Origin of the sequence: Bythopirellula polymerisocia, assembly GCF_007860015.1 — a bacterium.
GTDB classification, from domain to species: domain Bacteria; phylum Planctomycetota; class Planctomycetia; order Pirellulales; family Lacipirellulaceae; genus Bythopirellula; species Bythopirellula polymerisocia.
Genome location: NZ_SJPS01000007.1, coordinates 116,281 through 140,064, shown reverse-complemented (window position 1 = coordinate 140,064; position 23,784 = coordinate 116,281). Strand labels below are relative to the sequence as shown.

Annotated in this window: 15 protein-coding genes; 4 read left to right on the top strand and 11 right to left on the bottom strand. The window is 55.6% G+C overall.

Going from position 1 to position 23,784, the window contains the following annotated elements; translation table 11 throughout:
• Positions 1 to 25 precede the first annotated feature (25 nt).
• The 4 genes from Pla144_RS19695 to xdh form a co-directional block, all read right to left on the bottom strand.
• A complete protein-coding gene (locus tag Pla144_RS19695; RefSeq protein WP_146452428.1) occupies positions 26 to 859 on the bottom strand; it encodes a sterol desaturase family protein in 834 nt (277 codons plus the stop codon).
• A 256-nt stretch (positions 860 to 1,115) separates the two neighbouring features.
• Positions 1,116 to 2,606: a hypothetical protein gene (locus Pla144_RS19690; protein ID WP_146452427.1), complete on the bottom strand. Its 1,491-nt coding sequence runs from the start codon at positions 2,604 to 2,606 to the stop codon at positions 1,116 to 1,118.
• 418 nt (positions 2,607 to 3,024) lie between these two features.
• A complete protein-coding gene (locus Pla144_RS19685; protein WP_146452426.1) occupies positions 3,025 to 3,624 on the bottom strand; it encodes a nucleotidyltransferase family protein in 600 nt (199 codons plus the stop codon).
• The gene (xdh, locus tag Pla144_RS19680; protein ID WP_197530842.1) at positions 3,608 to 6,313 is read right to left on the bottom strand and encodes a selenium-dependent xanthine dehydrogenase; all 2,706 of its coding nucleotides are present in this window, start codon (positions 6,311 to 6,313) and stop codon (positions 3,608 to 3,610) included. Before xdh ends, Pla144_RS19685 begins: the two co-directional genes overlap by 17 nt.
• Positions 6,314 to 6,545: 232 nt before the next feature.
• Between xdh and Pla144_RS19675 the strand changes: the two genes are divergently transcribed.
• From Pla144_RS19675 to Pla144_RS19665, 3 genes are read left to right on the top strand one after another with little or no spacing between them, the layout of a single operon-like run.
• The gene (locus Pla144_RS19675) at positions 6,546 to 7,811 is read left to right on the top strand and encodes a YgeY family selenium metabolism-linked hydrolase (RefSeq protein ID WP_146452425.1); all 1,266 of its coding nucleotides are present in this window, start codon (positions 6,546 to 6,548) and stop codon (positions 7,809 to 7,811) included.
• 20 nt (positions 7,812 to 7,831) lie between these two features.
• Positions 7,832 to 8,866 (top strand): ornithine carbamoyltransferase, encoded by a 1,035-nt coding sequence (locus Pla144_RS19670; protein ID WP_146452424.1) that lies wholly within the window; start codon positions 7,832 to 7,834, stop codon positions 8,864 to 8,866.
• Between the two features lie 35 nt (positions 8,867 to 8,901).
• Positions 8,902 to 9,864, top strand: coding sequence for a carbamate kinase (locus tag Pla144_RS19665; protein ID WP_146452423.1), 963 nt, complete (start codon positions 8,902 to 8,904; stop codon positions 9,862 to 9,864).
• On the opposite strand, the gene Pla144_RS19660 is transcribed toward Pla144_RS19665, so the two are convergent.
• The 3 genes from Pla144_RS19660 to thrC all read right to left on the bottom strand — a co-directional run bounded on the left by Pla144_RS19660 (position 9,861) and on the right by thrC (position 14,036).
• Positions 9,861 to 11,171 carry an amidohydrolase family protein gene (locus Pla144_RS19660; RefSeq protein WP_146452422.1) on the bottom strand — a complete coding sequence of 437 codons (1,311 nt, stop codon included), beginning with the start codon at positions 11,169 to 11,171 and terminating at the stop codon, positions 9,861 to 9,863. The two genes, Pla144_RS19665 and Pla144_RS19660, sit on opposite strands and share 4 nt — an antisense overlap.
• Positions 11,171 to 12,622 carry a pyridoxal-phosphate dependent enzyme gene (locus Pla144_RS19655; protein ID WP_146452421.1) on the bottom strand — a complete coding sequence of 484 codons (1,452 nt, stop codon included), beginning with the start codon at positions 12,620 to 12,622 and terminating at the stop codon, positions 11,171 to 11,173. The genes Pla144_RS19660 and Pla144_RS19655 overlap by 1 nt, the downstream gene beginning before the upstream one ends.
• A gap of 163 nt (positions 12,623 to 12,785) precedes the next feature.
• Positions 12,786 to 14,036, bottom strand: coding sequence for a threonine synthase (gene thrC / locus Pla144_RS19650; protein WP_146452420.1), 1,251 nt, complete (start codon positions 14,034 to 14,036; stop codon positions 12,786 to 12,788).
• A gap of 150 nt (positions 14,037 to 14,186) precedes the next feature.
• Here thrC and Pla144_RS19645 point away from each other — a divergent pair, with 150 nt between their 5' ends.
• The gene (locus Pla144_RS19645; protein WP_146452419.1) at positions 14,187 to 16,196 is read left to right on the top strand and encodes a glutamate synthase; all 2,010 of its coding nucleotides are present in this window, start codon (positions 14,187 to 14,189) and stop codon (positions 16,194 to 16,196) included.
• Positions 16,197 to 16,247: 51 nt separating this feature from the next.
• Here the strand turns inward: Pla144_RS19645 and xdhC are convergent, their stop codons facing one another.
• The 4 genes from xdhC to Pla144_RS19625 all read right to left on the bottom strand — a co-directional run bounded on the left by xdhC (position 16,248) and on the right by Pla144_RS19625 (position 23,702).
• A complete protein-coding gene (gene xdhC, locus Pla144_RS19640) occupies positions 16,248 to 17,051 on the bottom strand; it encodes a xanthine dehydrogenase accessory protein XdhC (RefSeq protein ID WP_146452418.1) in 804 nt (267 codons plus the stop codon).
• Positions 17,052 to 17,091: 40 nt separating this feature from the next.
• Positions 17,092 to 19,446, bottom strand: a complete 2,355-nt coding sequence (xdhB, locus tag Pla144_RS19635; RefSeq protein WP_146452417.1) for a xanthine dehydrogenase molybdopterin binding subunit — start codon at positions 19,444 to 19,446, stop codon at positions 17,092 to 17,094.
• 67 nt (positions 19,447 to 19,513) lie between these two features.
• A complete protein-coding gene (locus tag Pla144_RS19630) occupies positions 19,514 to 20,956 on the bottom strand; it encodes a xanthine dehydrogenase small subunit (protein WP_146452416.1) in 1,443 nt (480 codons plus the stop codon).
• 307 nt (positions 20,957 to 21,263) lie between these two features.
• Positions 21,264 to 23,702, bottom strand: coding sequence for a glycosyltransferase (locus tag Pla144_RS19625; protein ID WP_146452415.1), 2,439 nt, complete (start codon positions 23,700 to 23,702; stop codon positions 21,264 to 21,266).
• Positions 23,703 to 23,784: the final 82 nt, after the last annotated feature.

Genomic DNA, 23,784 nt, shown 5'->3' with positions numbered 1-23,784 from the left:
TAATACCGACTACACTCCCAAACCTCTAATCCTCTTTACGCTCCGTAGCATTGGTCGACTTAGATACAAACGGCAGCGCCAGCATCCAGTGGAGTCTTTCGGCCCGTTGTTCATCGCGGATCTGCTTGAGTCCTATCGTCATCCCCAAATGACCGTCTTGCGGTTGATCGCGATAGGTGCGAAATAGCCGATCCCACCAGGGGAGGTTAAACCCATAGTTGCTGTTCGTCTCGCGCTTGTGCCAGGAATGATGGACGCGGTGCATATCGGGAGTAACGACTAGCCAGCGCAAGACAGCGTCGATGCCCAGTGGCAGTTGAATATTGCTGTGATTGAACATTGCGGTCGAATTTAGGAGAACCTCAAACGTAACGACTGCTACGGGGGGAACCCCCAGCAACACAATCGCAGCCGCTTTGATCCCTAATGAAATCAGGATCTCAATTGTGTGGAACCGCAAGCCAGTCGTGACATCGATATCTAGGTCAGCATGATGAACCAGATGAAACCGCCACAAGAGCGGCACCAAGTGAAACGTCACATGCTGTAAATAGATAACCAAGTCCAGTAAGATGACCGAAAAAAGAACCTCCAGCCAGTAGGGTGCTTCAACCGCATTAAAGAGTCCCCAACCGCTCGCTTGGGCCACATAGGCAACACCGACCATGCCAAGCGGGACGATCAATCGCAACATCACATTATTGAGAACTACGAGCCCTAGATTGCTGCCCCAACGAGGGGCCTTTGAGGAACTCAACGGGCGGCGCGGGGCAAGGAATTCCCAAAGTGCCATCACCGCAAACACGGCTATGAATATGATCAGACGAATGCTTTCAACGGATTCGATCTGAGTAGCCATAGGATGATCTTACTATGCTTGTTCACTTCGAGGAAGCCGATTTGTGAAGGCAATCCGCTGCAAGGCCGGGTCCTCTTAGGCACACTCCGGCGAACTTGGGATCATCATACTCCCGTCCATGTATTTAACCGTAACTTCGGGAGTTCTCATCATACAGCGGCTCGAACACGAAAACGAAAAGCGTGGCATCCTTTTGAACTAGCTGCAGGCGGCGAACTTTATACATGGTCAGCCATTCGCTCATAGGCTCGCTCAGCTACCTCTGGCGGCGAAACAGCGTCACTAAGCCACAACTCCATAGTAGCACCCATGTCGCTGGTTCTGGCACCACGGTAATCACCACTTCGAACACGCGATTCGATGCCGCTGACATAGCGCCTGCGACTCCTCGTACATGAGGAGCATTCGATACGATACCGCCGAAGACGTGGCCAATCACGGTTGTGCCGTGCAATTGGTCGAGGTCGATAACGCCATTGTCGAAGGTGGCAATTCCCCGTGCTAGAAAGAACTCTGCGTTCGCACCAAAGTTCAGTGCGTTGTTCTCGCCGTCGAATAAGTCCGGAAAGGCTTCGAGAAGATGCTGCGAATAATTGCCGTTGCTATCGACCACCACCGCCGTCGATTGGCTCGTGAAGGGCATGTTGTTGTCCTGCACAAACATTCCCGTTCCGAAATCGTAGGTCATGAGCGAAATTCCTCCCAACAGTAATTCATGCATAGTCCCTTCAGCGGCCGAGTAGAGCCCCACCTTGGCGGAGTGGTATTGATTCATTGCCTGCTTAAAGGTCCCAGGCGCTGTGGGATCTGCCATCGTGGGTTGACCGGTATAGTCAATCTCTACTGGCACAGTCCACACCCCATTGTCAGGGGTAAAGACGCCTGCCAACACGGTGATCCCTTCCTCTAAGGTCCCGCTATTGCCAGGCTTCAAAACGGGAAACACGTTCAGGTCGCGGCGACGATACGCATCGATTTGCGGGGTCATGGACGGATTGGCAATCGAAAGTGTTGTGCCATCATCCATGATGTCGAACGAGCGAATCTGATTCGAGTAGCCCCCGTTCTTGCCGGGCGTGTACCCCCCTACGAAATCCTGACCGAAAATCAGGTGAGTTCGCCCGTCAATTTCATACATCGCTCCACCGGTAATCTTAAACAACGGATCGTTGATCTGTCGGATATGGTCCACAGCCTGCCCCGTGCCGTTGACCACCCAATCAACGATGCCATCTAGATTGATCGCCGAAAGCGTATCGAAAGTGGTGAACCCTGCCCCGGAACCCGGAATGCCATAGCCGCCTGTGATGTAGAGTCGATCTCCAATGTGTGTGAACTGCTGATTTGTCGGAGTGAGCGAAGCGATCTGGTTCGCACTTAGTCCCGACGACCCATCCTCCAACGAACGACTCCACGATTGGTGCGTCGCCGGGTCGATCACCCACACGTCGTGGTTCTGAAACTGTGCCGGAAAATTAAGCGACCCAGAATTCGTAAAATCATGCAGGCCATTCGTACGACCGGCAATCAAAACCCACTTGCCGTCATGGACGGCGGCAGAATAGGAGTGCAATGTCGGCAACGATGCTGAACCAAAGGAGGTCTCCCGCAACGCCACTTGATAAGGAAGCGGAGAATTCACCTGCACCGGCGAGAAGTCTGGCGTCTGATTCTGGGCTGCACAGAAGAAGATCCCTGTGTGGCCAACAATTAGCCCAACTACTATGGTAAACAACTTCTTATGCACTCAGGTTCCTCTTCAATTTCGTGATACAGATGTTTCCCTTGGTGGATTTCTTAGTTTCGGATTCATGGAGCACCGACGCAGGCGTATCTTCATTCTCGTCGAAAGGAGCTTGCTTAAATGCCGGTAGCCAAAGAAAGCTAGAAAGAATCTGTGCGTCTATAAAACTGTCAGACGCGCATTACGGCATAAGAACGATTACCAACATTTAATGTGTGAGATCGAGCGAAACTCGTTGTTTTTTTGCAACCACAAGTCAGCAAATCAATAAATCCGAGTACGCCACACCTACCATTTATAATACCGAAGACATACGAGGGTGTCAAAGTTGTTGGAATCGGATTACTGTCCCATGATACAGAAACGCGAGAATTCGTCGAATGCACTGCCCTGCCGCTACGAGGCATGCTGTCGTCGAGAGCTACTCAATCACGTCTATATCTCGCACCACTGCAGCATCCTCAACGGCCACGCGAAAACAACTTTCAGGGTGATTGTTCCAAAACTCTCGCAAGCCGTCGGGGCAATCAGCATCGAGCAGGTTCTGAATAAGTGACACGGGTAAGAATACGGGATGCCCCCCCTGCCCTTGATACTCAGGCATGACGGCTCTTGTGGAATTCGCACTGGCCGCGGTCAGGATGTGCTGCAATGTTTCTGGCAAAACTTGAGGATGATCCCCAAGTTGTAGTAGCACATCGACCCCCGCGTCGATGGCTTGAGCCGCGCGGAGACCGACTTTCACGGAGTCAAACATTGCCGCGTCCGCATCAGCGGTCACGCTGGAAAACTCCCGATCCCCTAGGGCCGCGATCACTTCCTTGGCACGATGCCCCACGACGACGATCATCGATTGACACTCGCTTGCAATGGAATCGAATGCCGCTGCCACGAGGGGCTTTTCTCCCTCTGCGGTCGGAACAAGGTGAAATTGCTTGCGGCCCCCCATGCGCCGACCACGTCCCGCCGCGAGCAGCACACCTACTGGTTGATCGCGCGCCACTTCACTTCGGTAGGCCATTGCGGGCAACTTGTGGTTTAGTAATGGCCAGTGCTGCAGGGGAATCGCTCATTGGCAGACTTCGCCGCACGATGCCATCGTACTTGTACAACGCCCCAGCGATCGCTGGGGCTGTGGGGACTAAGCCGATCTCTCCCACCCCACGGGCACCGAACGGGCACTCGGGATCAGGCTCTTCAACGTACATCAACTCCATCTCAGGCATCTGGTGGCTACGCAAGACGCCGCAATCGTTCATCTTCTTGGCCTGAATGACGCCCCCCTCGCTCTGAAAATCTTCGGTAAGTGCGTAACCGATTCCCATATGCAGCGAACCGTACATTTGCCCATCGAGCTGCACCGGATTTAGCACCCGACCTACGTCATGAGCAGCGACCATCTTCGTCAGCCGGCCCTCGTCGTCGAGTATCGCCACCTGTGTGGCGAATCCGTAAGTGAGATGCGTCTTTGGGCCGCCTGGCTTGTCGACGTCGTAGCCAAGCTTGCTTGTGTAGTCGCAAATCCACTCACCCTGAAACACCTGACCGACAAGCTGCGAGAGTGTCTTGCCACTATCCAGGACGTTTTTCAGCGACGCACCTGCGGCGGCTATCGAATTGCCGGCAAGTACCGTGGCGCGACTTGCGGTCGTCTGGCCGCAGTTGAGTTTCAGAGTCGTGTCGGTCGATACGGTGAAATATTCTGGCGGCAAACCCGTTGCCTCGACTGCAAATTGAATGCAAAGGGTAAAGAGCCCCTGCCCCATTTCGGTGAAGCCGGTGCGAATATGGATCGTTCCCTCATCTTCAACAGTAAGTGCAGCACGACCAATGTCTGGCATGCCGTTCCCAATGCCTACGTTCTTGATCCCACAAGCGATCCCCGCATACGGGGCGCTCTTGTAAATCTCGCGAACCGCTTCGAGTGTTTTTCGCAGTCCAAATGGCTTGTCGAGAATTTGCCCTGTGGCAAAAGCCTCGCCCGGCTCGAGGATGTTACGATCCCGCATGTCGTAGGCGTCGATGCCAACCTTCTCGGCCAGCCGATCAAGCAAGCCTTCGATGGCGAATGCCGCTTGATTAGCACCAAACCCCCGCATTGCGCCGCAGGGAGGATTGTTCGTGTAGACCGCCAGCGATTCCATGTCGATTGCCGGTACTCGGTAGGGTCCCGTGCAATGTCCGCCGGCACGTTCGAGCACCTTGGCACCGACTGAGGCGTATGCTCCCTTGTCGCCAATGATCCGTGCCTTCACGGCTAAGATGTGTCCCTCAGAGTCGCAGCCGATCTTATAGTCCAACTCGATCGGATGCCGCTTGGGATGAATCCGAAAACTCTCGGGCCGTGTGAGCGTCATTTTCACGGGGCGACCTACCAACCACGCCATCAGCGCGGTCTGGGCCTGGATCGACATATCTTCTTTGCCCCCAAACGCCCCGCCGTTGCTCACCAGTTCGACCTGGACTCGCTCGGGGTCGATCCCCAACACAGATGCGATCTGGCGTTGATCGTCGTAGACTCCCTGGCCTTGTGTGTAGACGAACAATCCTTTTTCGACTGGCCTCTGATTCGACCAGTCCGGGGGGGTGTTCTCATCGAGTGGTATCACGAGACAGGCTTCGGGTTCGAGAAACAGATGCTCGATCCGCTGCGTGATATAGGAGTCTTCAATCACAAACGCCGATTCGCGGAATCGTTCTTCGACATCTCCACGCTTGAGCGAAGATTTGCTGAGCAGATTCGACTCCAAATGCGGATGCACCCGCGGGGCGTCCGGCTCTAAGGCGGCGCGAGGACTGGTTACTGGCTCGAGAACTTCATACTGAATATCGATTAACTCCGCTGCTCGGCGTGCGAGGCGTTGATTGTCGGCCACCACGCCGGCGATCACATCCCCCGTGCAACGGGTCACGTCGTCGATTCCCACGAACACGGGCCAATCCTTCGCGATGAGTCCTACCAGGGGATCGCCCGGCACATCGGCGGCCGTCACCACGCGATGTACTCCTGGAAGCGCGAGCGCGCAGCTGGCATCGATCGAGAGTACCTTGGCTCGCGGGTGATCGGTCAGCCGAACGGCACCGTAGAGCATGTCCGGCACGGTCATGTCGTCAATAAATTTGCGATCTCCCAACACGGCGTCGTGCCCAGTGTATCGGGGGAGATTGGTCCCCACCTTGCCGGACAACTCTTCGGCCGTAGGGTCGGGGAGCGATTCCCCGCGGCGAAGCTTGGCATATTGCTCAATGCTATCAACGATCTGCGCATAACCAGTGCAGCGGCAAAGGTGCGGCTTGAGCGCGGTGGCGATTTCTTCGCGCGAGGGCTCGGGGTTCTTGTCACATAGTCCGACGCCCCGCATTGCCATGCCAGGAATGCAGAAGCCACACTGCACACCGCCACAGCGCACAAATGAATCGGCAATCTGCTGGCGATGCTCTTCGTCGAGCCCTTCGAGTGTGGTGATCGTTTTACCGGCGGCCTTGGCGGGCTTGATGGCACATGAGAGCACCGGCTTGTCGTCCATGAGAATCGTACAGCAACCGCACTGAGCCTGGGGCTGGCACCCATTCTTGGGAGACGTGATCCCGAGGTAGTCTCGCAGCACATCGAGCAGGGTCAACTCATCATCCGCAGGGAATTGGACCTCGACATCGGCACCATTAATTTGGCAAACGAGCGTCTGAGAATTTTCGGTGACAGTAGCCACGAGTGTTGGCCTCCCTAAAAGTGTGTACGGCAGCTCGAAAATCTGGAAACCCGCTTTGCAGTCTTCCGCCTTCAGCCAACCAAGTCTGGGATCGCAGTGGCCAACTCTTGCCCGGCGTCGGCCGGACTATCCTTCCACCGACTCTAGTTTGCCATAGAACTGGTCTCCATACAAGCAGAATATGCTTGCTCCGCATGGACATGCCGCTGCATTCTGGTAGATTGCTCCGATTATGAAAAATAGCAACCCATTCCACGCTGCCGCGAAAAAGTACGAAAAAAAGATGGTCCGCTTCTTGCGAGATCTGATTGCTATCCCCAGCGAGTCGGCCGAAGAAGGACCTGTGATTGACCGCATCCGCGAGGAGATGGAAGCCACCGGGGCTTTCGACAAGATTTGGACCGACAAGCTCGGCAACCTGCTGGCCCAAGTCGGAAAACCAGGGCCTGGCAAAAAGCTCATCGCTATTGATGCCCACGTCGATACCGTCGGTGTGGGCAATCGTGGTGAATGGCAGCACGATCCCTACAAGGGCAAGGTCGCCGACGGAAAAGTCTGGGGACGCGGCGCCGGAGACCAGGAGGGGGCCATCCCGGCGATGGTCTACGCCGCCAAGATCATGCGCGATCTCAAGGTCGATCTTACTGAGTACTACTTGCTGCTGACCTGCACGGTGATGGAAGAAGACTGCGACGGACTCTGTTGGCAGTACATCGTCCAGGAAGACAAGATTCGCCCCGATGTGGTGGTGGTCACAGACTCCACCAATTGCACCATCCTCCGCGGCCAGCGCGGTCGCATGGAAATCGGCGTCACCTGCGACGGCAAATCGTGCCATGGTTCGATGCCCGAGAAGGGAGACAATGCGGTCTACAAAATTGCCAAGGTGGTCCGTGAGATCGAGGCACTCAACGAACGCCTTCCCCGTGACGAGTTTCTTGGCAAGGCAACGATCACTGTGAGCTATATCGACTGCAAGACCCCTAGCCTATGTGCAGTTCCTGGCCAAGCCTACATCCATCTCGACCGGCGACTCACAGTCGGCGATACCAAACAGTCGGCGGTCGCCGAGGTGAAAGACGCGGTCAAACGCGCTGGAGTGAAAGCGAAGGTCGAAGTGCTAAGCTACGCTCGACCCAGCTATACGGGCCTGGAATATGAAACGGAGAAATACTTTCCCACCTGGTGCTTCGATGAAGACTCCCCTCAGGTGCAAGCGGCAATCAAAACCCATCGCGACGTGTTGGGCAAGCCGCCGGTTGTGCATCGCTGGACCTTCAGTACGAACGCTGTCTCAATTGCCGGCATGTACGACATTCCCTGCGTCGGGTTTGGTCCTGCCCCTGAGAATGTGGCGCATACTGTGAATGACTCCGTGCCGATCGAGCATCTGGTCGATTGCGCCGCTTTCTACGCCGCCTTCGGACAGAGTTATTGCGACCTTGCCGCCGGACGACCCAACGAAACAAATATGACGTTCAAAAGAAAAAAGTCATAATCAATAAAGAAAGTGAACCCATGGCAGACCTCAAAGGCCGCGACTATATCGAAACCAATGACCTCACCCAAGATGAACTCGATCTGCTGTTGGACACTACGACGGAACTCAAAGAAAAATTCCATCGGGGTGAACCGACGCAGCTTTTGCCGCATCAAACAGCGTTTCTGTTGTTCTTCGACAAGTCAACCCGGACCCGCAACGCTTTTGAAGCAGGCATGACCCAACTCGGGGGACACGCTCATTTCCTCGATGCCGACGTGACCCAAATTAGCCACGGCGAGACCCCTGCCGACACGGGTAAAATTCTGGCCTCGATGGGCCACGGAATCTGCATCCGCCACGACCTGATCCTTGACCAGGGCAACCGCTACATGCGCGAAATGGCCCAGGCCTCCGATGTGCCGATCATCAACATGCAGTGCGACGTGGATCATCCCACGCAAACACTAGCGGACCTGCAAACCATGCGCGAACTTTTTGGCACCGACTTGGCCGGGAAGAAAATCGCCGTGAGTTGGGCTTTTGCTCCCTCGTATGCCAAGCCTTTGAGCGTGCCACAGGGACTTATCACGTTAATGACCCGGTTCGGCATGCATGTAACGTTAGCTCATCCACCAGGCTACAACCTGGTGGGTCGTACCCTCGAAGCGGCTAAAATGAATGCCTCGGCCTCGGGGGGGAAATTCGAGATCGTCGATGATATGGACGCCGCATTTGAGAATGCTGACGTCGTGTATCCCAAGAGTTGGGGCGTGTACGACCTGATGCTCGCCCGACAGAATGCCACAACTAAAGAAGAAATCGGTGAGAACCAACAAGCGTGTCTCTCCATGAACGCGAAATACAAAGATTGGATTTGCGACGACCGCCGTATGAAACTCGCCAAGAAGTCGGCCGTCTACATGCACTGCCTCCCCGCGGATCGTGGTTCGGAAGTAACGGACTCTGTTATCGACGGTCCTCAGTCGGTTGTGTTCCCGGAAGCCGAGAATCGCCTGCATACCGCCAAGGCGATTATGGCCTGCACGATGCGCGAGCGCCCTTTTTCATGACCATCCGGCTCGCTAACTAGAACTATCAATCCTCGATGCCGTCCGTCACGCCTCAAAAGCTGGTCATCGCACTCGGTGGAAACGCTATTAGCGTTCCAGGTGAACAAGGCAACATCGATGAGCAATTCGCCCATACTCGCCAAACGGCTCGCATCTTAGTCGATGCCTTTCTCGCTGGGTATCAGCCGATACTCACCCATGGCAATGGGCCTCAAGTGGGCAACATTCTGCGGCGAGTAGAACTAGCCCGACACGAGCTTTACACAATCCCGCTGGAACTCTGCGTCGCCGATACTCAGGCCGGCATGGGTTATATGATCGCCCAATGCCTGATGAACGAACTGGCGGAACGCGGTCAGCCTCGTCAGGTGACCACTTTGGTTACGTCCGTGTTGGTCGATGGCCAGGACCCCGCCTTCGAGAATCCCACCAAACCAATCGGCCCGAAACTGGTCCGTGCGGTGGCCGAAGCACATCGCGAAATTGACGGTTGGAAAGTGCGGGAACTGGAAGACGGTAGCTTTCGCCGCATTGTTTCCTCGCCTCGCCCGCTTGAGATTCTCGAACTCCCCACCATTCGCCAGTTGGTCGAAGCTGATGAGTTGGTGATTTGCTGCGGTGGCGGAGGCATTCCCATCTGCCGCGATGCCAGAGGTCAGTTAAGTGGAGCTGCCGCGGTGATCGACAAAGACCTTACCTCATCTCTCTTGGCCCGCGAGCTCGGTGTGGGTGCTTTGGTGATTCTCACTGGTGTGGAACACGTTAGCCTCAACTTCGGCAAGCCCAATGAGAAGCCACTTCGCGAAATCACTATTTCCGACGCAAATGAATATCTCAACGCGGGGCACTTTGGTTCAGGATCGATGCGACCTAAGGTCGAGGCCGCCATTGATTTCGTTACGCATGCCACTCAGGCAAACCCCGTTGCAGTTATAGGCCATCTCGACTGCCTCACCGATCTACTAGCGGGCAGAAGCGGCACACGGATCACGGCTTAAACCATCCGCGACCAGAGTTCGCGTGCTTGGGTGACTGCCTCGGACCGGAGAGCAACCTCGTCGCACGAAACCACCTCGCCCCCGCGCAGGCACCAACGGCCGTCGATCATCACGTCGCGGACAAACTCGGGACCCATCGCAAACAAGAAATGCCCTGCCAGATTGTCGCTCGTAAGCGGCGTGGCTGGCCGATAATTGGTAATTACCAGATCGGCGGCGGCACCCACCTCCAAACTTCCGACGGTGATCCCCAACGCCCGCGAGGCCAACCTTGCCGACTCGGCCAGAAAGCTGAGCGATTTGCCAAATGGCAACGCAGTCTGCGCATCGTGGCTCTTGAACTCAGCCACGCGTGCCTCGCGCCACATATCCGCCCCGATCCCATCCGTCCCCAGCACAACCGGAGTGGTCGCTTTAGCAACAGGTGTATATCCGACCCCATTGTTCATATTCGAACTAGGATTGTGCGCTAAATGCAGTTGCCCCGCATAATCTCCTAGCCGTGCAAAATCGTCCGCTGATAAATGGGTCCCGTGTCCAAAGATGCTCCCCGACACCTGAAGGAGTCCCACCCGTTCGAACCGCTCCATAAGCCCGCAGCCAAAATTTTCGCGAGTGATTCGTTCATCGCACGGATCCTCGGCCACATGGATATGGACGCCCAGATCCAAGTCCCGAGCCAGTTCAACACAGCCGACTAGCGACTTCTCCGCTAGCGTAAAACTCGCATGTGCACCGACCATCGCCGCAAAGCGGTGATCTTTTTTTCCACTTAGTTCTGTTGCATAGAGAGCTGTCTCAAACAATCCCGCACTAGCTTCACCCACACAATTTCGGTCGGTGACTTCGTAACACAACACTCCTCGGCAACCTACCTTTGCAATCCCCGTTTCAAGTGCCGTCAAACTGCCGGAGATGCTGTTGGGCGAGGCATGATGATCGATGAGTGTCGTTGTACCGCAACGTAGCGCGGCCAGCGCCCCAATCGCTCCGCTGGCGGTGACGCTTGCCAGATTGTGTGCGCGATCAAGCCGCCACCAGATAAGTTCCAGAATCTCCTGAAAATTTTTCGGCTGTCGGGGCGGGGCGGGCATCCCAGCGGCCAGCGCCGAGTAGAGATGCGTGTGGCCATTCACCAAACCCGGCATCAGCACGGCGCCGCCGCAGTCGACAACTTCATCGTCGGATTCTAAGGTGAGATTCCGCCCCACCGACGTGATCCGACCATCGGCCTGGCGGAGATCACCTTGTCTCACCGAGGGAGGGTCTAGTTCGACCAACGTTGCATCGCGAAATAGAGTCGACATCAGAGCAGTTCCAAAACACCAGTTTGCTGATTGAAATCTTCAATCTGGTGATCCCACTCTGTGGCCTGGGCGAAGGTTTCCAGCCAAAAGTCTGGATCCCACAGTTGCCGTAGTTCTTCCGCACTGCGGCCCTGCTGTTCGACCCAGGTGAAATACTTGAAGTTGTGCAGCGCCTTGCGATCCTGGTATGTCAATTCGCGGACATAGTCCGTGGCAATCCCCTCCAAGTAGCGTTCCCGATCCAACGCCGCACGTTCTTGCGTATACGCACCGTTCTCGGCATTTAGTTCTTCCAAGCGACTCGAATACAGTCCGGCCGAGTCCGTCAGACAGGTGAAGACTACGTCCTTACCGGTCATGTCAAAATGCTTGGCAGTCTTGATCGCGGCCACTAGATTGCATATTCCCGAGATGCCGACTTGCGGCAGTTGTGCGATAAAATCCGCAGGCAAATCTTTCTGCAAGACTTCCTTTCCCGCATTTTCGTTGAACAGCCGCAACAGCGACATGCACTGCTCGTCGTCAATCGCGGCGATCATGTCGGTGTTGCGGACATTGTGTATCCAGGGCACGTGCTTGTCGCCGATCCCTTCGATGCGATGCCCACCAAAACCAAACTGGTAGAGTGTCGGGCATTGCTGGGCTTCGGTCGCCACCACCCGTAGGTCCGGGTGCAACGTGCGGAGCCGATCCCCGGCGGCTATGGTCCCCGCGCTTCCCGTGGCAGAGACGTATCCCGCCAGCCTTCCCCCGTTGGCAACCCGCTCAAACACTTCCTGAATCGCCGCGGCCGTCACATGGTAATGCCAACAGGCGTTGCCGAACTCCTCGAACTGATTGAAGATCACACAGTCGGGTCGCGTGCGGCGAATCTCCCAACACATGTCATAGATTTCCTTGACGTTCGACTCGCAACCCGGTGTCGCGATCACCTCGGCGCCGATCTCTTTGAGCCACTCGAACCTTTCGCGGCTCATTTCTTCAGGAAGAATCGCCACAGCCGTGCAGCCCAAGAGCGCGGAATCAAATGCACCACCGCGGCAATAGTTCCCCGTGCTGGGCCAAACTGCCTTTTGCCGTGTGGGATCAAACTCGCCACTCACCACGCGAGGTATTAAACAACCGTAGGCCGCTCCCACTTTGTGCGCCCCCGTGGGAAAATACTTACCTACGAGACCGATGATTCGTGTATCGACCCCAGTCAATACAGATGGAAACTCGATCCAGTTCCCGTCGTTGAACAGGCCTCCCTTATCGACCGGTTCGTTCTTCCACGTGATTCGAAACAGGTTCGCAGGGTCCACGTCCCACAATCCCACATCGCGGAGCCGACTAGTGATCTTCTCAGGAATCGTCGTCGGATCTCGCATTTGGGCAAACGTGGGAAGCAGTATCTTCCGCTCCCTAAATCGCTTGATCGTTCGTTCTAGAACTTCTTTGTTGACTTGCATTTTTGCTCCAAAATTGAACCGTGTCATCCCTAAAGGAGTAACACGACCTGAGGGATCTGGGTGGCACGGCCTGTATGCCTTGAGAATAAGACATGTTCTACCCAGATTACTTTAGTCGTGAAACTTACTTCGGAATGACAAATCGGCATTTATGCCACGCTATCTACGACGAATTCTCAACCGCCATCTCGACCGACGCCAGGTCGGGCTTGATACTCAGCGGTTTACCTCCCGCGCGGATCGAGCTGCGAATGTCTTTCAGTCCGCTGCCGGTAATCATCACCAACACCGACTCATGCGGCTCAATGATTCTCGAATCGACGGCCACTACCACTCCCGCCAACGCCGCGGCAGCGGCCGGTTCGGCGAATACGCCATGCCGACCGGAGAGCCGAATGGCCGCCAATATCTGTTCGTCACTCACACAAACTACTCGCCCATTGGCGGCACTGAGTGCATTCACTGCCTTGCGCCAATTGCGCGGCACCTGCACGTCGATGCTATCTGCCATAGTTGAGCCGCTGCCAGGCTCAGGTAGTTTACCATGCGAGAGCGCATAGGGAATCGGTGCGACTCCTTCTGCCTGAACTCCCAGCAATCTTGGCAGTCGATCGATTACCCCTAACGCGTGCATCTCGGCGAGCCCTTTCCAGATGCCCGCTATCGTACAACCATCGCCGATGCTCACCGCCACCCAATCGGGCACACCACCATACGCAGCCACTTGTTCGGCGACTTCCAACCCGGCGGTTTTTTTCCCTTCCACCAACACCGGATTGATCGCACAATTGCGATTGTACCAACCAAAATGATTGCAAGCCTCCGAGCAAAGTTGATATGCTTGATCGTAAGATCCCTCGACGGCAAATACTCGTGCCCCGAAAACCAAGAGCTGTGCAAGCTTTGGCTCAGGGGCAGTGTGTGGAACAAAAATGTTTGCCTCGATCCCGGCCAGTGCGGAATGACAAGCCAGACTCGTGGCCGCGTTGCCAGTCGACGCGCAGGCGATCGTGTTCGCCCCAACTTCCAGCGCATGAGCTACACCGACCGAACTCGCTCGATCCTTGAACGACGCCGACGGATTGCGTCCTTCGTCTTTCAGTAGCACTCGCTCCAGGCCAAGTTCCATGGCCAGTCGTTCGGCGTCAATGATCGGCGTCCAGCCCACCTGCCAATCGTTCCGTAGCGAAGATTCTTTGAGTGGCAATAGTTCGGCATAACGCCAATGGCTTCGCTCACGCTTAGCGAGGGGGCTATCCAACCAGCTTTCACTCACTGCATCAAGATCGTAGTGAAAATCAAGAATCCCTTCCGCTGGTCCGCAAGTAGTGCAGGTCATCCAGACCACCGGCGCATCCGCAGAATGCGGCGAGTATTCGGCGCCGCAATTTACGCAAACCAACTTTTCAATCATCGCAGTCCTTCCCGCCCTTACTCTCTGACAACACAGCAACTTTGCACTCTAACTCACCAACAATCGAGAAGCTAGTACCGTGATGGTTTCTGAGTTAGAATCGAAATAAGTACTTCTGCGGGTTCTACCTATTTTTCACACGCAAATTACATGGTCGATCTCTACTGCACACCGTTCGTCGAACTCGTCGACCGCATCCGGCTTGAGTATGCGAACCGGGAGTCGATGTTTGATCTGCCTCGCCGCAAATGGTACGTGCCCGATGCGAATGACAGCACCGATCTCACGGTCCGCTTCCATGGCCAATTGGCAGGCAACCCGCTAGGTCCCGCCTCGGGTCCGCAAACCCAGATGGCGCAGAACCTGGTGCTCTCGTGGCTCGCCGGGTCGCGGATCATGGAACTAAAGACCGTGCAGATCAACGACGCGCTAGAAATTGCCCGACCCTGCATCGATGCCACCAACGTTGGCTACAACATCGAATGGTCGCAGGAACTCAAGGTCCATGAGTCACTCGATCAATATGTTCAAGGGGCCATGCTGATCCATATGCTGCGAAATGCGCCTCAGGAATTCGGCAATCCCTGCGGTGAGACCGACATGGCCGGTACTTTGGGCGAGACCGTCTTCGACATGTCGGTCGGCTACGACCTGGCAGGCATTCAGACCGACAAGGTAGTCGGATTCATCCGCGGCATGATGGATGCCACCGAGAGTGTCAACCGCCTCCGGGATCAATTGCCGCATCGGCTGCGCGCTCTGCGAGACCTCGACTATCCCACCGCCTTGAGCCGCAGCATCACACTTTCTACTTTCCATGGCTGCCCCGCTGACGAGATCGAACGCATCTGCGAGTTTCTTCTCACTGAGATCGGCACCGATGTGATCGTAAAAATGAACCCGCCGATGCTGGGGAAAGGACGGCTCGAAGCGTTACTCTATGACGTGATGGGTTACACAGAAATCACCGTCAACCCGCACGCCTACTCCAGCGGTTTGATGTTTGACGAATCGATCGCTATGTGTGGTCGACTGGCGAAACTTGCGACGGAGCGCAACATGGGTTTCGGTGCCAAGTTTTCCAACACTCTCGAGGTCAACAACCACCGCGAATTCTTCCCCGAGAAGGAGAAGGTGATGTATCTCTCGGGCCTGCCGTTGCATGTGATCACGCTCACGCTGGCTCACGAATTTCGTAAGCAGGTGGGCCACGTGATGCCGATCTCCTTCTCAGCAGGCATCGACCGCAAGAACGCGGCCAACGCAATCGCCTGCGGGTTTGTCCCCGTCACCACCTGCACCGATTTATTGAGGGTCGGTGGCTACGGACGATTGCCGGCGTATTTCCAGGATCTCCGCAAGGCGATGGATGCGTGTGGTGCTACGACCATTGATGACTATCTCTTGGATTGTTGCGGCAATCGGGCTGCCGCGGGAGGTGATCCACTCCATGCTGGTTTTTTGAATATGGAAACGATTGTCGCGAAGACGCAAGCAGATAATCGGTATTATGCTGAGCATAATCGATCGATACCCAAGAAGATCGATTCGCACCTGACCACGTTCGACTGCATTACCTGCGACAAGTGCATCCCTGTCTGCCCCAACGATGCTAACTTTACTTATGCTGTCGAGGCTGTCGACATTAGTTACCGCGATCTGGAGGTACAGCCGGACGGCACACTCGTCGAAGTCGGCGATGAGAAACCCTTCCGTGTTGAGAAGGCAGAGCAAATTGCCAACTTTGCCGATTATTGCAACCACTGCGGCAACTGCGACACCTTCTGCCCCGAGTACGACGGCCCCTATTTGATGAAACCCAGCTTCTTCGGCAGCCGCGAAGCATTTGAAGCGGGTTCTCCGCATGATGGTTTTCAACTAGAAAACGAAAACGGGGAGATATGTCTTAATGCACGCATTGCCGGGGATTTGTGTCATCTCTCACTATCCGCCAAAGGCGAATACTGCTTCCACGATGGCACGATCACCCTTGCGTCTTCGCGTGCCAATTTCACCCTCGCTGAGAATAGTCTCCACCCAAGCGAATCCCACACCATCGACATGGGCCGCTTCCACGCGTTGGTAACCCTTCTCAAGGGCATTACCTCCGACGCAAGAATCCACGCGGTGAATACACCGCTGGTAGCCGAGCAAGTGTGAGACTACCTCCATCAAATCCGAGGGATTGCAATCCCCCGGCTTTCACCCCATCTAAACCCCACCCCGCCACTTATCTCGCTCCTGAATCAACTCCGCCACCACGCTGATCGCAATTTCGCCAGGCTCGTTCGATCCCAATGGCAACCCAATTGGGCAGTGGAATGCCTCGGCTCGTTCGCGTGGGATGCCATCGGCGATTAGTTCGCGCACCAGCACGCCGCGCTTGGCGCGGCTGCCGATGACGCCCAGGTAGGGGAACTTGCGGCCCTGGCGGAAAATCTCGGCCAGTACTGGGCGGTCGGTGCCGTGGCCCATCGTGATCGAGAGGACGAAGGCGTCGTTCGGCAGGGAAGCGACCTGGGCCGGAAGGTCGTCGGCGTGAACCTTGGTGAGCCGCTGGCGGTCGGCGATCTTGTCTAGCCATTCACTGCGGGAATCGATGCAGCGGGTGTGGCAATTGATTTGCCCCAGGCAATTCGCGACGGCACCAGCGACGTGGCCGGCGCCGAAGATTACCACCTGCCAATCGCTGTGGTTGTAGGTTTCGAAAAAAAGCTTTACCACCCCGCCGCAGGTCATCCCCACGTCGCGCTGCAGGTTCCACTCCACGAGTTCATGCACAGGTGCCTGGCCGGACGAGTCGGCAAGCATCGCCTGAGCATGCTGGATCGCCTTATGCTCGACCTTGCCACCGCCGACGGTCCCCGACGACAGCCCTTCGGTGGTAACCAGCAACTTGCTGCCAGTGTCCTGTGGGGTGCTGCCAATGGCTTCGACCATGGTTACGCTGACAAAAGGAGCTTCGGCGCGAGCAAGTTCCGCAAGTCGTTCGACAAATCCTTGAGGGGAAGACATATTTTGAATGCAGAGTGCGGAACTCGGAATGTTATTGGGGCTAACGCCCAGGGATTACAATCCCTGGAAGCTGAGTTGGTTCTGTATCTTGTTGGAGTGCTGTTATCACGCGGAGGATTTCTTCTCCTGTGGCGGGCGACTTCAAATCAATCTCGGCCCCCGGTTTCACGTAGGAAATCGCATTGCGGGCCGCTGCCCACACACTCAATGCCAACATCAGTGGTGGTTCGCCGACGGCCTTGCTGCTGCCAATGTTTTGGGTGTTGTCATGGTTGGGGAACATCCGCACGTTGAACTCAGGGGGGATGTCGGTCACAGCAGGGATCTTGTAAGTCGTCGGCGAGTGCGAAAGCAATTCACCTTTGTCATTATAAGTGAGACATTCGTTGGTGACCCAGCCCATTCCCTGCACGAAGCCGCCGATGATCTGACCTCGATCCACACCCGGGTTGATGGACTTGCCGATGTCGATCAGCAGGTCAACGCGTAGCACGCGCATCTCGCCGGTGAAGCGATCGATGACCACCTCGGCTACGGCGGCCCCTTGGGTGAAATAGAAAAACGGTGTGCCGCGCCCCGTCTCGCGGTTGAAGTCGATTCCCGGTGTGGCAAAGAACCCGCGAGAACCGAGATCGACCCGATCCCGCCGGGCATCTTCGCACAGTTGCTCGAACGGAATCCGAACCTGCGGGCGCCGGTCGTCATGCACAGTCCCTTCGGCAAAGCAGATGTGCTCCGGCGAAGCGACCAACCCCGACTCGCTGTCGGCCAGATGCTCGGCGGCAAATGACCGCAATCGCGTCTTGATTTCCTGACAGGCCACCACGGCGGCGGCCCCGTTGAGGTCGGTGCCGGCCGAGGCGGCAGTGGGCGAAGTATTGTTGTTCTTCTCAGTGCTGGTGGCCATCATCAAGACGCGACGGGGATCGATCGCGAACTCGTCGGCCACCAGTTGTCGAATCTTTACGTTGACCCCCTGCCCCATCTCGGTCGCCCCAGTCGAGACCTGGATCGTGCCGTCTGTGTATACATTCACAAGCGCGTTTCCCTGATTTAGGAACTTGGTTGTGAACGAGATGCCAAACTTCATCCCAGTCAGTGCGAGTCCACGCACCTGCAAACGTGACTTGGCATTGAACTGAGCAATCTCTTCTCGCCGCCGCTCGTAATCCGAATCAGCGGCCAGCGTTTCAAAAATTTCGGGCAAATGGTTTTTGTCGACCACCTGACCGTAGGGAGTCACATTGCGGGTGCCGACGCCGTAGACATTGGCCCTGCGAACTTGCAAAGCATCGAGCCCCAGCTTCTCGGCAATCGTCTCCAACACATTCTCGATGACAAGCATCCCCTGCGGACCGCCAAAACCGCGAAATGCGGTATTGGGCGGCAGGTTCGTAAAACAGACCTTACCCGTGAACTCCACATGCGGCAGGAAGTAGGCGTTGTCGCCGTGTAGCAGAGTGCGTTCCATCACCGAGGGAGAAAGATCGGTCGTAGCCCCACCATTGGAAAAATACTCACATCGCAGTGCCAACAAATGCCCTGCATTGTCGAATCCACAATCCCAACGCGTAAAGTATTCGTGCCGCTTGCCGGTGACACACATGTCGTCGTCTTTGTTGTAGATCACGCGAGCCGCGCGGCCTGTTTTCGACGCGACTAACGCCGCCATGATCGCGGGAATCGCTGCCTGGGTTTCCTTGCCACCAAATGCACCCCCCATCCGTTTGCAGATGCAAATCACCTCGTGCTGCCCCAGGCCTAAAACTTCGGCGACAACCGCTTGAATCTCTGTCGTATTCTGTGTGGAAGAATGCACGACGATCTGCCCCTGCTCCCCCGGATAAGCGAGGGCGGCTTGGGATTCAAGGTAAAACTGCTCCTGCCCGCCGCTTTTGAATGTCCCCGCAATTCGATGAGGCGCGGAGGCGAGATTCTCATCGACTCGGCCGCGTGCGATTTTTCGCACGGGACCCAGATAGCGATTCGCTTGAATCGCCTGTTCGATGGTTAGCACAGGCGTTTGCTCACGGCATTCAATCACCACCGCCCGACGACCAAGCTCCAATGCCTTTGGGTTCTCGGCAGCCACCACCACTACCGGTTGCCCGACGTACATCACTTCCTCTTGGGCCAAGAACGGATCATCGGCCACGATCAGGCCAAAAACATTGTGCCCCGCCACGTCTTCAGCTGTGTAACAAGCCACCACGCCAGGCGTTTTCAACGCGGCTTCCACATCGATTCGCATGATCTCACCACAGGCAACCGGACTACCGACGAATCCGACGTGCAATTCCCCGACCTGGGCAGGCATATCATCGATAAACAAGGCGCTACCGGTGACGTGCCCTCGAGCCGAATCATGGGGCAATGGTTTTCCGACGGAAGTCATGACTGATAGTCCTATTTAGCTGAGAATCCAGAGCCAAGAGTCAAAATCTGGTTTCTGGCTCTAGACTCTACACCAACACCGCATCCGGTTGATGCTCCAGGTAAAACTTAACAAACACATTACGCGTAAGCTGCAATCGATAGTCCTCGCTACCTCGCACGTCACTGATCGGTGTTACTTCCGCTACGGCCAATTCGCCCGCCGCGAGCATCGTAGCCTCTGTTAATTCACGGCCCACAAGATAGGCTTCGGTATTGCGAGCCCGCAGGACGGTCGGACCAACCGCCCCGAAAGCCAGAGCCGCCTCGGTGATCGTGTCACCATCGAGTCGCATTCGAATTGCCGCGGTGAATGACGAAATATCCAGATCCAACCGTCGTGAGACTTTGAATAGTCGCAGCAGTTCCCTCTCTTTCGGCAGCGGCACCGTCACTCTCGTAAGCAGCTCGCCTTGTCGAAGATCAAACTTCTTGTATCCCTGGTAAAAATCATTGATGCTCACCTTGCGGCTGCCGCTGGATGATTGCAATTCCAACTCAGCATCCATAACAAAATAAAACGGCAACGAGTCGGCAATCGGTGAAGCGTTGATCACGTTGCCTCCCACGGTGCCCATGTTGCGAATCTGCGGCGCACCGAAAACCTTCAGCACGCGATAGAATTCTGGAATCGATGCGCGACTAAGCGACTCTACGGAAGTCCAAGAAACTCGCGCCCCCATCACAAGCTTTCCGGCAACTAATTCTGCTTGTTCCAATTCCTTGACACGATTCAAATCCAGAATCGTCTCTGGCAGAGTCTGCCCTTTATTCACGCGGACGCCAATATCTGTGGCCCCGGCCACAATCATCGCCTGGGGCCAATCTTGCAGCACTTCCAATGCACTCCTCAATGTTGCGGGGCAATAGGTGCGAGAAGCTGATTCCTCGTTGTCCTCCACCAACGCCATATTATCGTCCGCGTGCGTTGCAAAATCCTGCAACATCGTATCCGGCGGATACATCGAGTCCATCCGCTCCCCTTCGGCAATCTCCGTCGTAAGCCCCGCTTCGAGAATCGACACATACCCTGTGCAGCGACACAGGTTGCCAGTGAGTCCGGCCCTTAGTTCATCAACAACTTTGCCACAGCCATTTTCCTGCATGGCAGTCATTGCCATGGCAAAACCCGGCGTACAGAAGCCACACTGTGAACCATGGCAATCGATGAGCGCTTGCTGCACACCGTTGGTTTGCCCGGCTTTGGAAATTCCTTCAACCGTAACAATGTGTGTCGAGTCGAGCTGAAACAGAAATGCGATACAAGAATCAATCGCCTGATAACGGATACCGTCCTCACAAGCCCGGCCTACCAGGACTGAGCATGCCCCGCAGTCTCCTTCGCTGCAAACGATCTTCGTGCCAATCTGCCCCAGCTCGCGACGTATGAAGTTGGAGAGTGAAAGCCGCGCCTGCTGGCCACGGATCTGGTGACGGACACCATTGATATAAATCAGAACATAATCGCGCATAGTTGAGCCAAGACTTATAAGCGAGTGGTGTAGAGTATTCGCCTATTATTCAACTTAGTTCTGCGCGACGAGGCTGGCCAGCCCTTTCTCGCTTGAAATCCGGCTCTCGGCCATGAAAATGGGCAACAGTTAGACTGGCTCGTCAACCTAAGAGACTGGGCGTAGAAAGTGGCGAGTCGAGATTGTCCATTAAATTGTGGATATGTCCGAACCACACAATTAATCTTTTACTGGGCAAATGATCCATTTCGATTACAAGAAATCAATAACAGGACATACGTCTGCAAGTGACCTAGTAAGGCTACCATTACTCCCGACGTGCTGCGTCACGTTTCGGCCGCGCTGCCAGGGCCTCGTTACCCCGTTTCGCCACGAACACCCGACCTCGTGCCTGGGGTCCTGCGAGGTCGATCTCACCGGAACAGACATCCTTGAGGACTCCCAATGCCGAGCGATTGGCCACTACTACTGCCTCTCGATGTTCGGAGACGAACTTTTTGAATTCTTTCGACTGGTCTGGCGAGAACTTTATGACTTCAGAGTTGATTGCAAACGAAGTCGCTTCCGGAGGTCGGCCGAAGAACACGATCGGGGTCGATCCACCAAGCTCTGCTTGTAGTCTGGCGGCGGATCGCGATACCGACCGCCAGTTGGCAAACTCAGGGACAACCCGACCGAACCCAAACAGCGTAACAATCAAGCACATCCCCACAGAAGCAGACAGCAAACGGTGGTGTGATTGGAGTTGCCTGCTCAACAACAGCGCACTTCCAGCGATTGGGACGAATCCAAACAAGATTGCCAGCCAAATTGCCGACGGCGTAATCACTAGATGGGCGATCAGCAATGCGAATGCCATGATCGTTGAGCCTGCAACGACTTGCCAGGCAGCTCGCGTCGAATAAAACTCGACCAACGCATTCACTTGCCCTGGAATCGTGGACCACCTGCAATCCCCTAGCATTTTCCCCAAGGCCAACGCCAACAAGGGAATCGCCGGCAGGATGTAGGTCGGAAGCTTGCAGCTGGAGAGCGAGAAGAATCCCACTATCCAGGCACTCGAGAGCAGCAGCGCGCCCAGTTCTTGCGTCCGCTTCTGACAGGCATCATCACTCTTGCGTCCCAGATAGACTGCCATCGCCGGGGCAAGAAACGTCCCTGGGAGCATCCCCAGCGCCATCACGGGAAGATAAAACCACCAGGGCTGCACGTGATTCAAGCCATGGACGAAACGCTGAAAGTTGTGTTTCCAAAAAAAATAGCCGACAAATTCCGACTGGCTCTCCGCCACCTGCCAAAACCAAGGAGCGGCGATCAGCACCGTAGGCACCAACACGGCAAGTACATTTCGTAAGCGAAATGCTGCATAGTTCTTAGTAAGCCAGGCCAGCATGACAATTGGCGGAAAACACAGCACCGGGGCAACGGGGCCCTTGGTCATTACGCCTAACCCGCAGGCGACGCCGGTCGCCAGCCACCACGCAAATGCGCGGCGGGGATTGCTGATAGCCAGTAGCGCACATAGCAACCCCACAGTCGTGAACAACGAAAGGACGCTATCCATGAGCAGAAACCGCCCGGCAAGTATAAAACCCCCGGTCAGGCTGAGCAAAAGAGCACCAATCCAGGCTGCACGATCTCCAACGAGCCGTCGGCCGAGTAAGAAGCTCGCAAACACTGTCAGTAGGGCAGATAAAGTGCACGGCAAGCGCGCACTCATTTGATTCTCACCGAAAAGCGTATAACTCGCGGCGGTGAGCCAATACAAGAGTGGCGGCTTATCCAGGTACGGCTCGCCCTGAAGTCGAGGTACGAGCCAATCCCCAGTATGCACCATCTCCAAAGCAATCTGGGCATAACGAGTCTCGTCGGGTTCGATGAGCGCGTAGCGCAGGTTCGTGAGCAAGAGGATCGCGGCGATTGCTGTCAGGAGGAGTGTCATCGCTGCAATCTTGCGCGGCGACCAGGTCATTAATTCGCTTGATCGATCACCAGCAATCACGGGGAACATCACTTTGTTCCACCAATGCCGTGTGAGTGAGGCAAGCACGACTGGTATCTCGAAAACCGAGACCTTGCTTTCTCCTCCTGCACGAGGTCGATGCGATACTCCGACTTCTACAATCGACAGACTAAGTTGCCGCGCCCGAGAGAGCATCTCACCGTTAATCAAAAAACCGTCGGTGGTGATCGGGAGTTTGGCGAGTATCTCGCGATGAAATAATTTGAGGGCGCAGTCGCAATCACGGACGCGCGTTCCCAGCAGATTTCGGACCAGTACGTTGTAGCCAGCTGAATACATTCGCCTCAGCCAAGGGTCCTGCCGGTCGATACGATAGCCAGTCACGATCTGGTAATCCCGAGAGAGCATCACCAGGCGATTGAGCTCTGTTAAGTCGAACTGGCAATCTGCGTCAGTGAATCCGACCAGATTTTTGGAAGCCTCACTGAAACCACGGCGCAAAGCCGCGCCATATCCCAGATTTCTCGGCTGCTTGAGCAAACGAATCTGTGGCGACTTTTCAGCCGCTTGTTTTACGAGTTCTGCCGTGACATCGGTGCTCCCGTCGTCGACGACCAGCACTTCAAAATTGTCGGTCAGCTCCGAGAGAGCGGCGACTGCTTCGCTCATCGCCTGCTGGATCGTGTCGGCTTCATTATACGCCGGCAGTACGAGCGAAATGCTCGGGCGATACGCAGTAGCTGTGCGTGAAATCGGATTGCGATCCGTCGCAGTGGCATCCATGCCTGTCCTGCCTGGTTAATTGATTTTGAAGGAAAAGACGAATCGCAAGAGTCGTCATATGGACTCACGAAGTCGCAGTGGT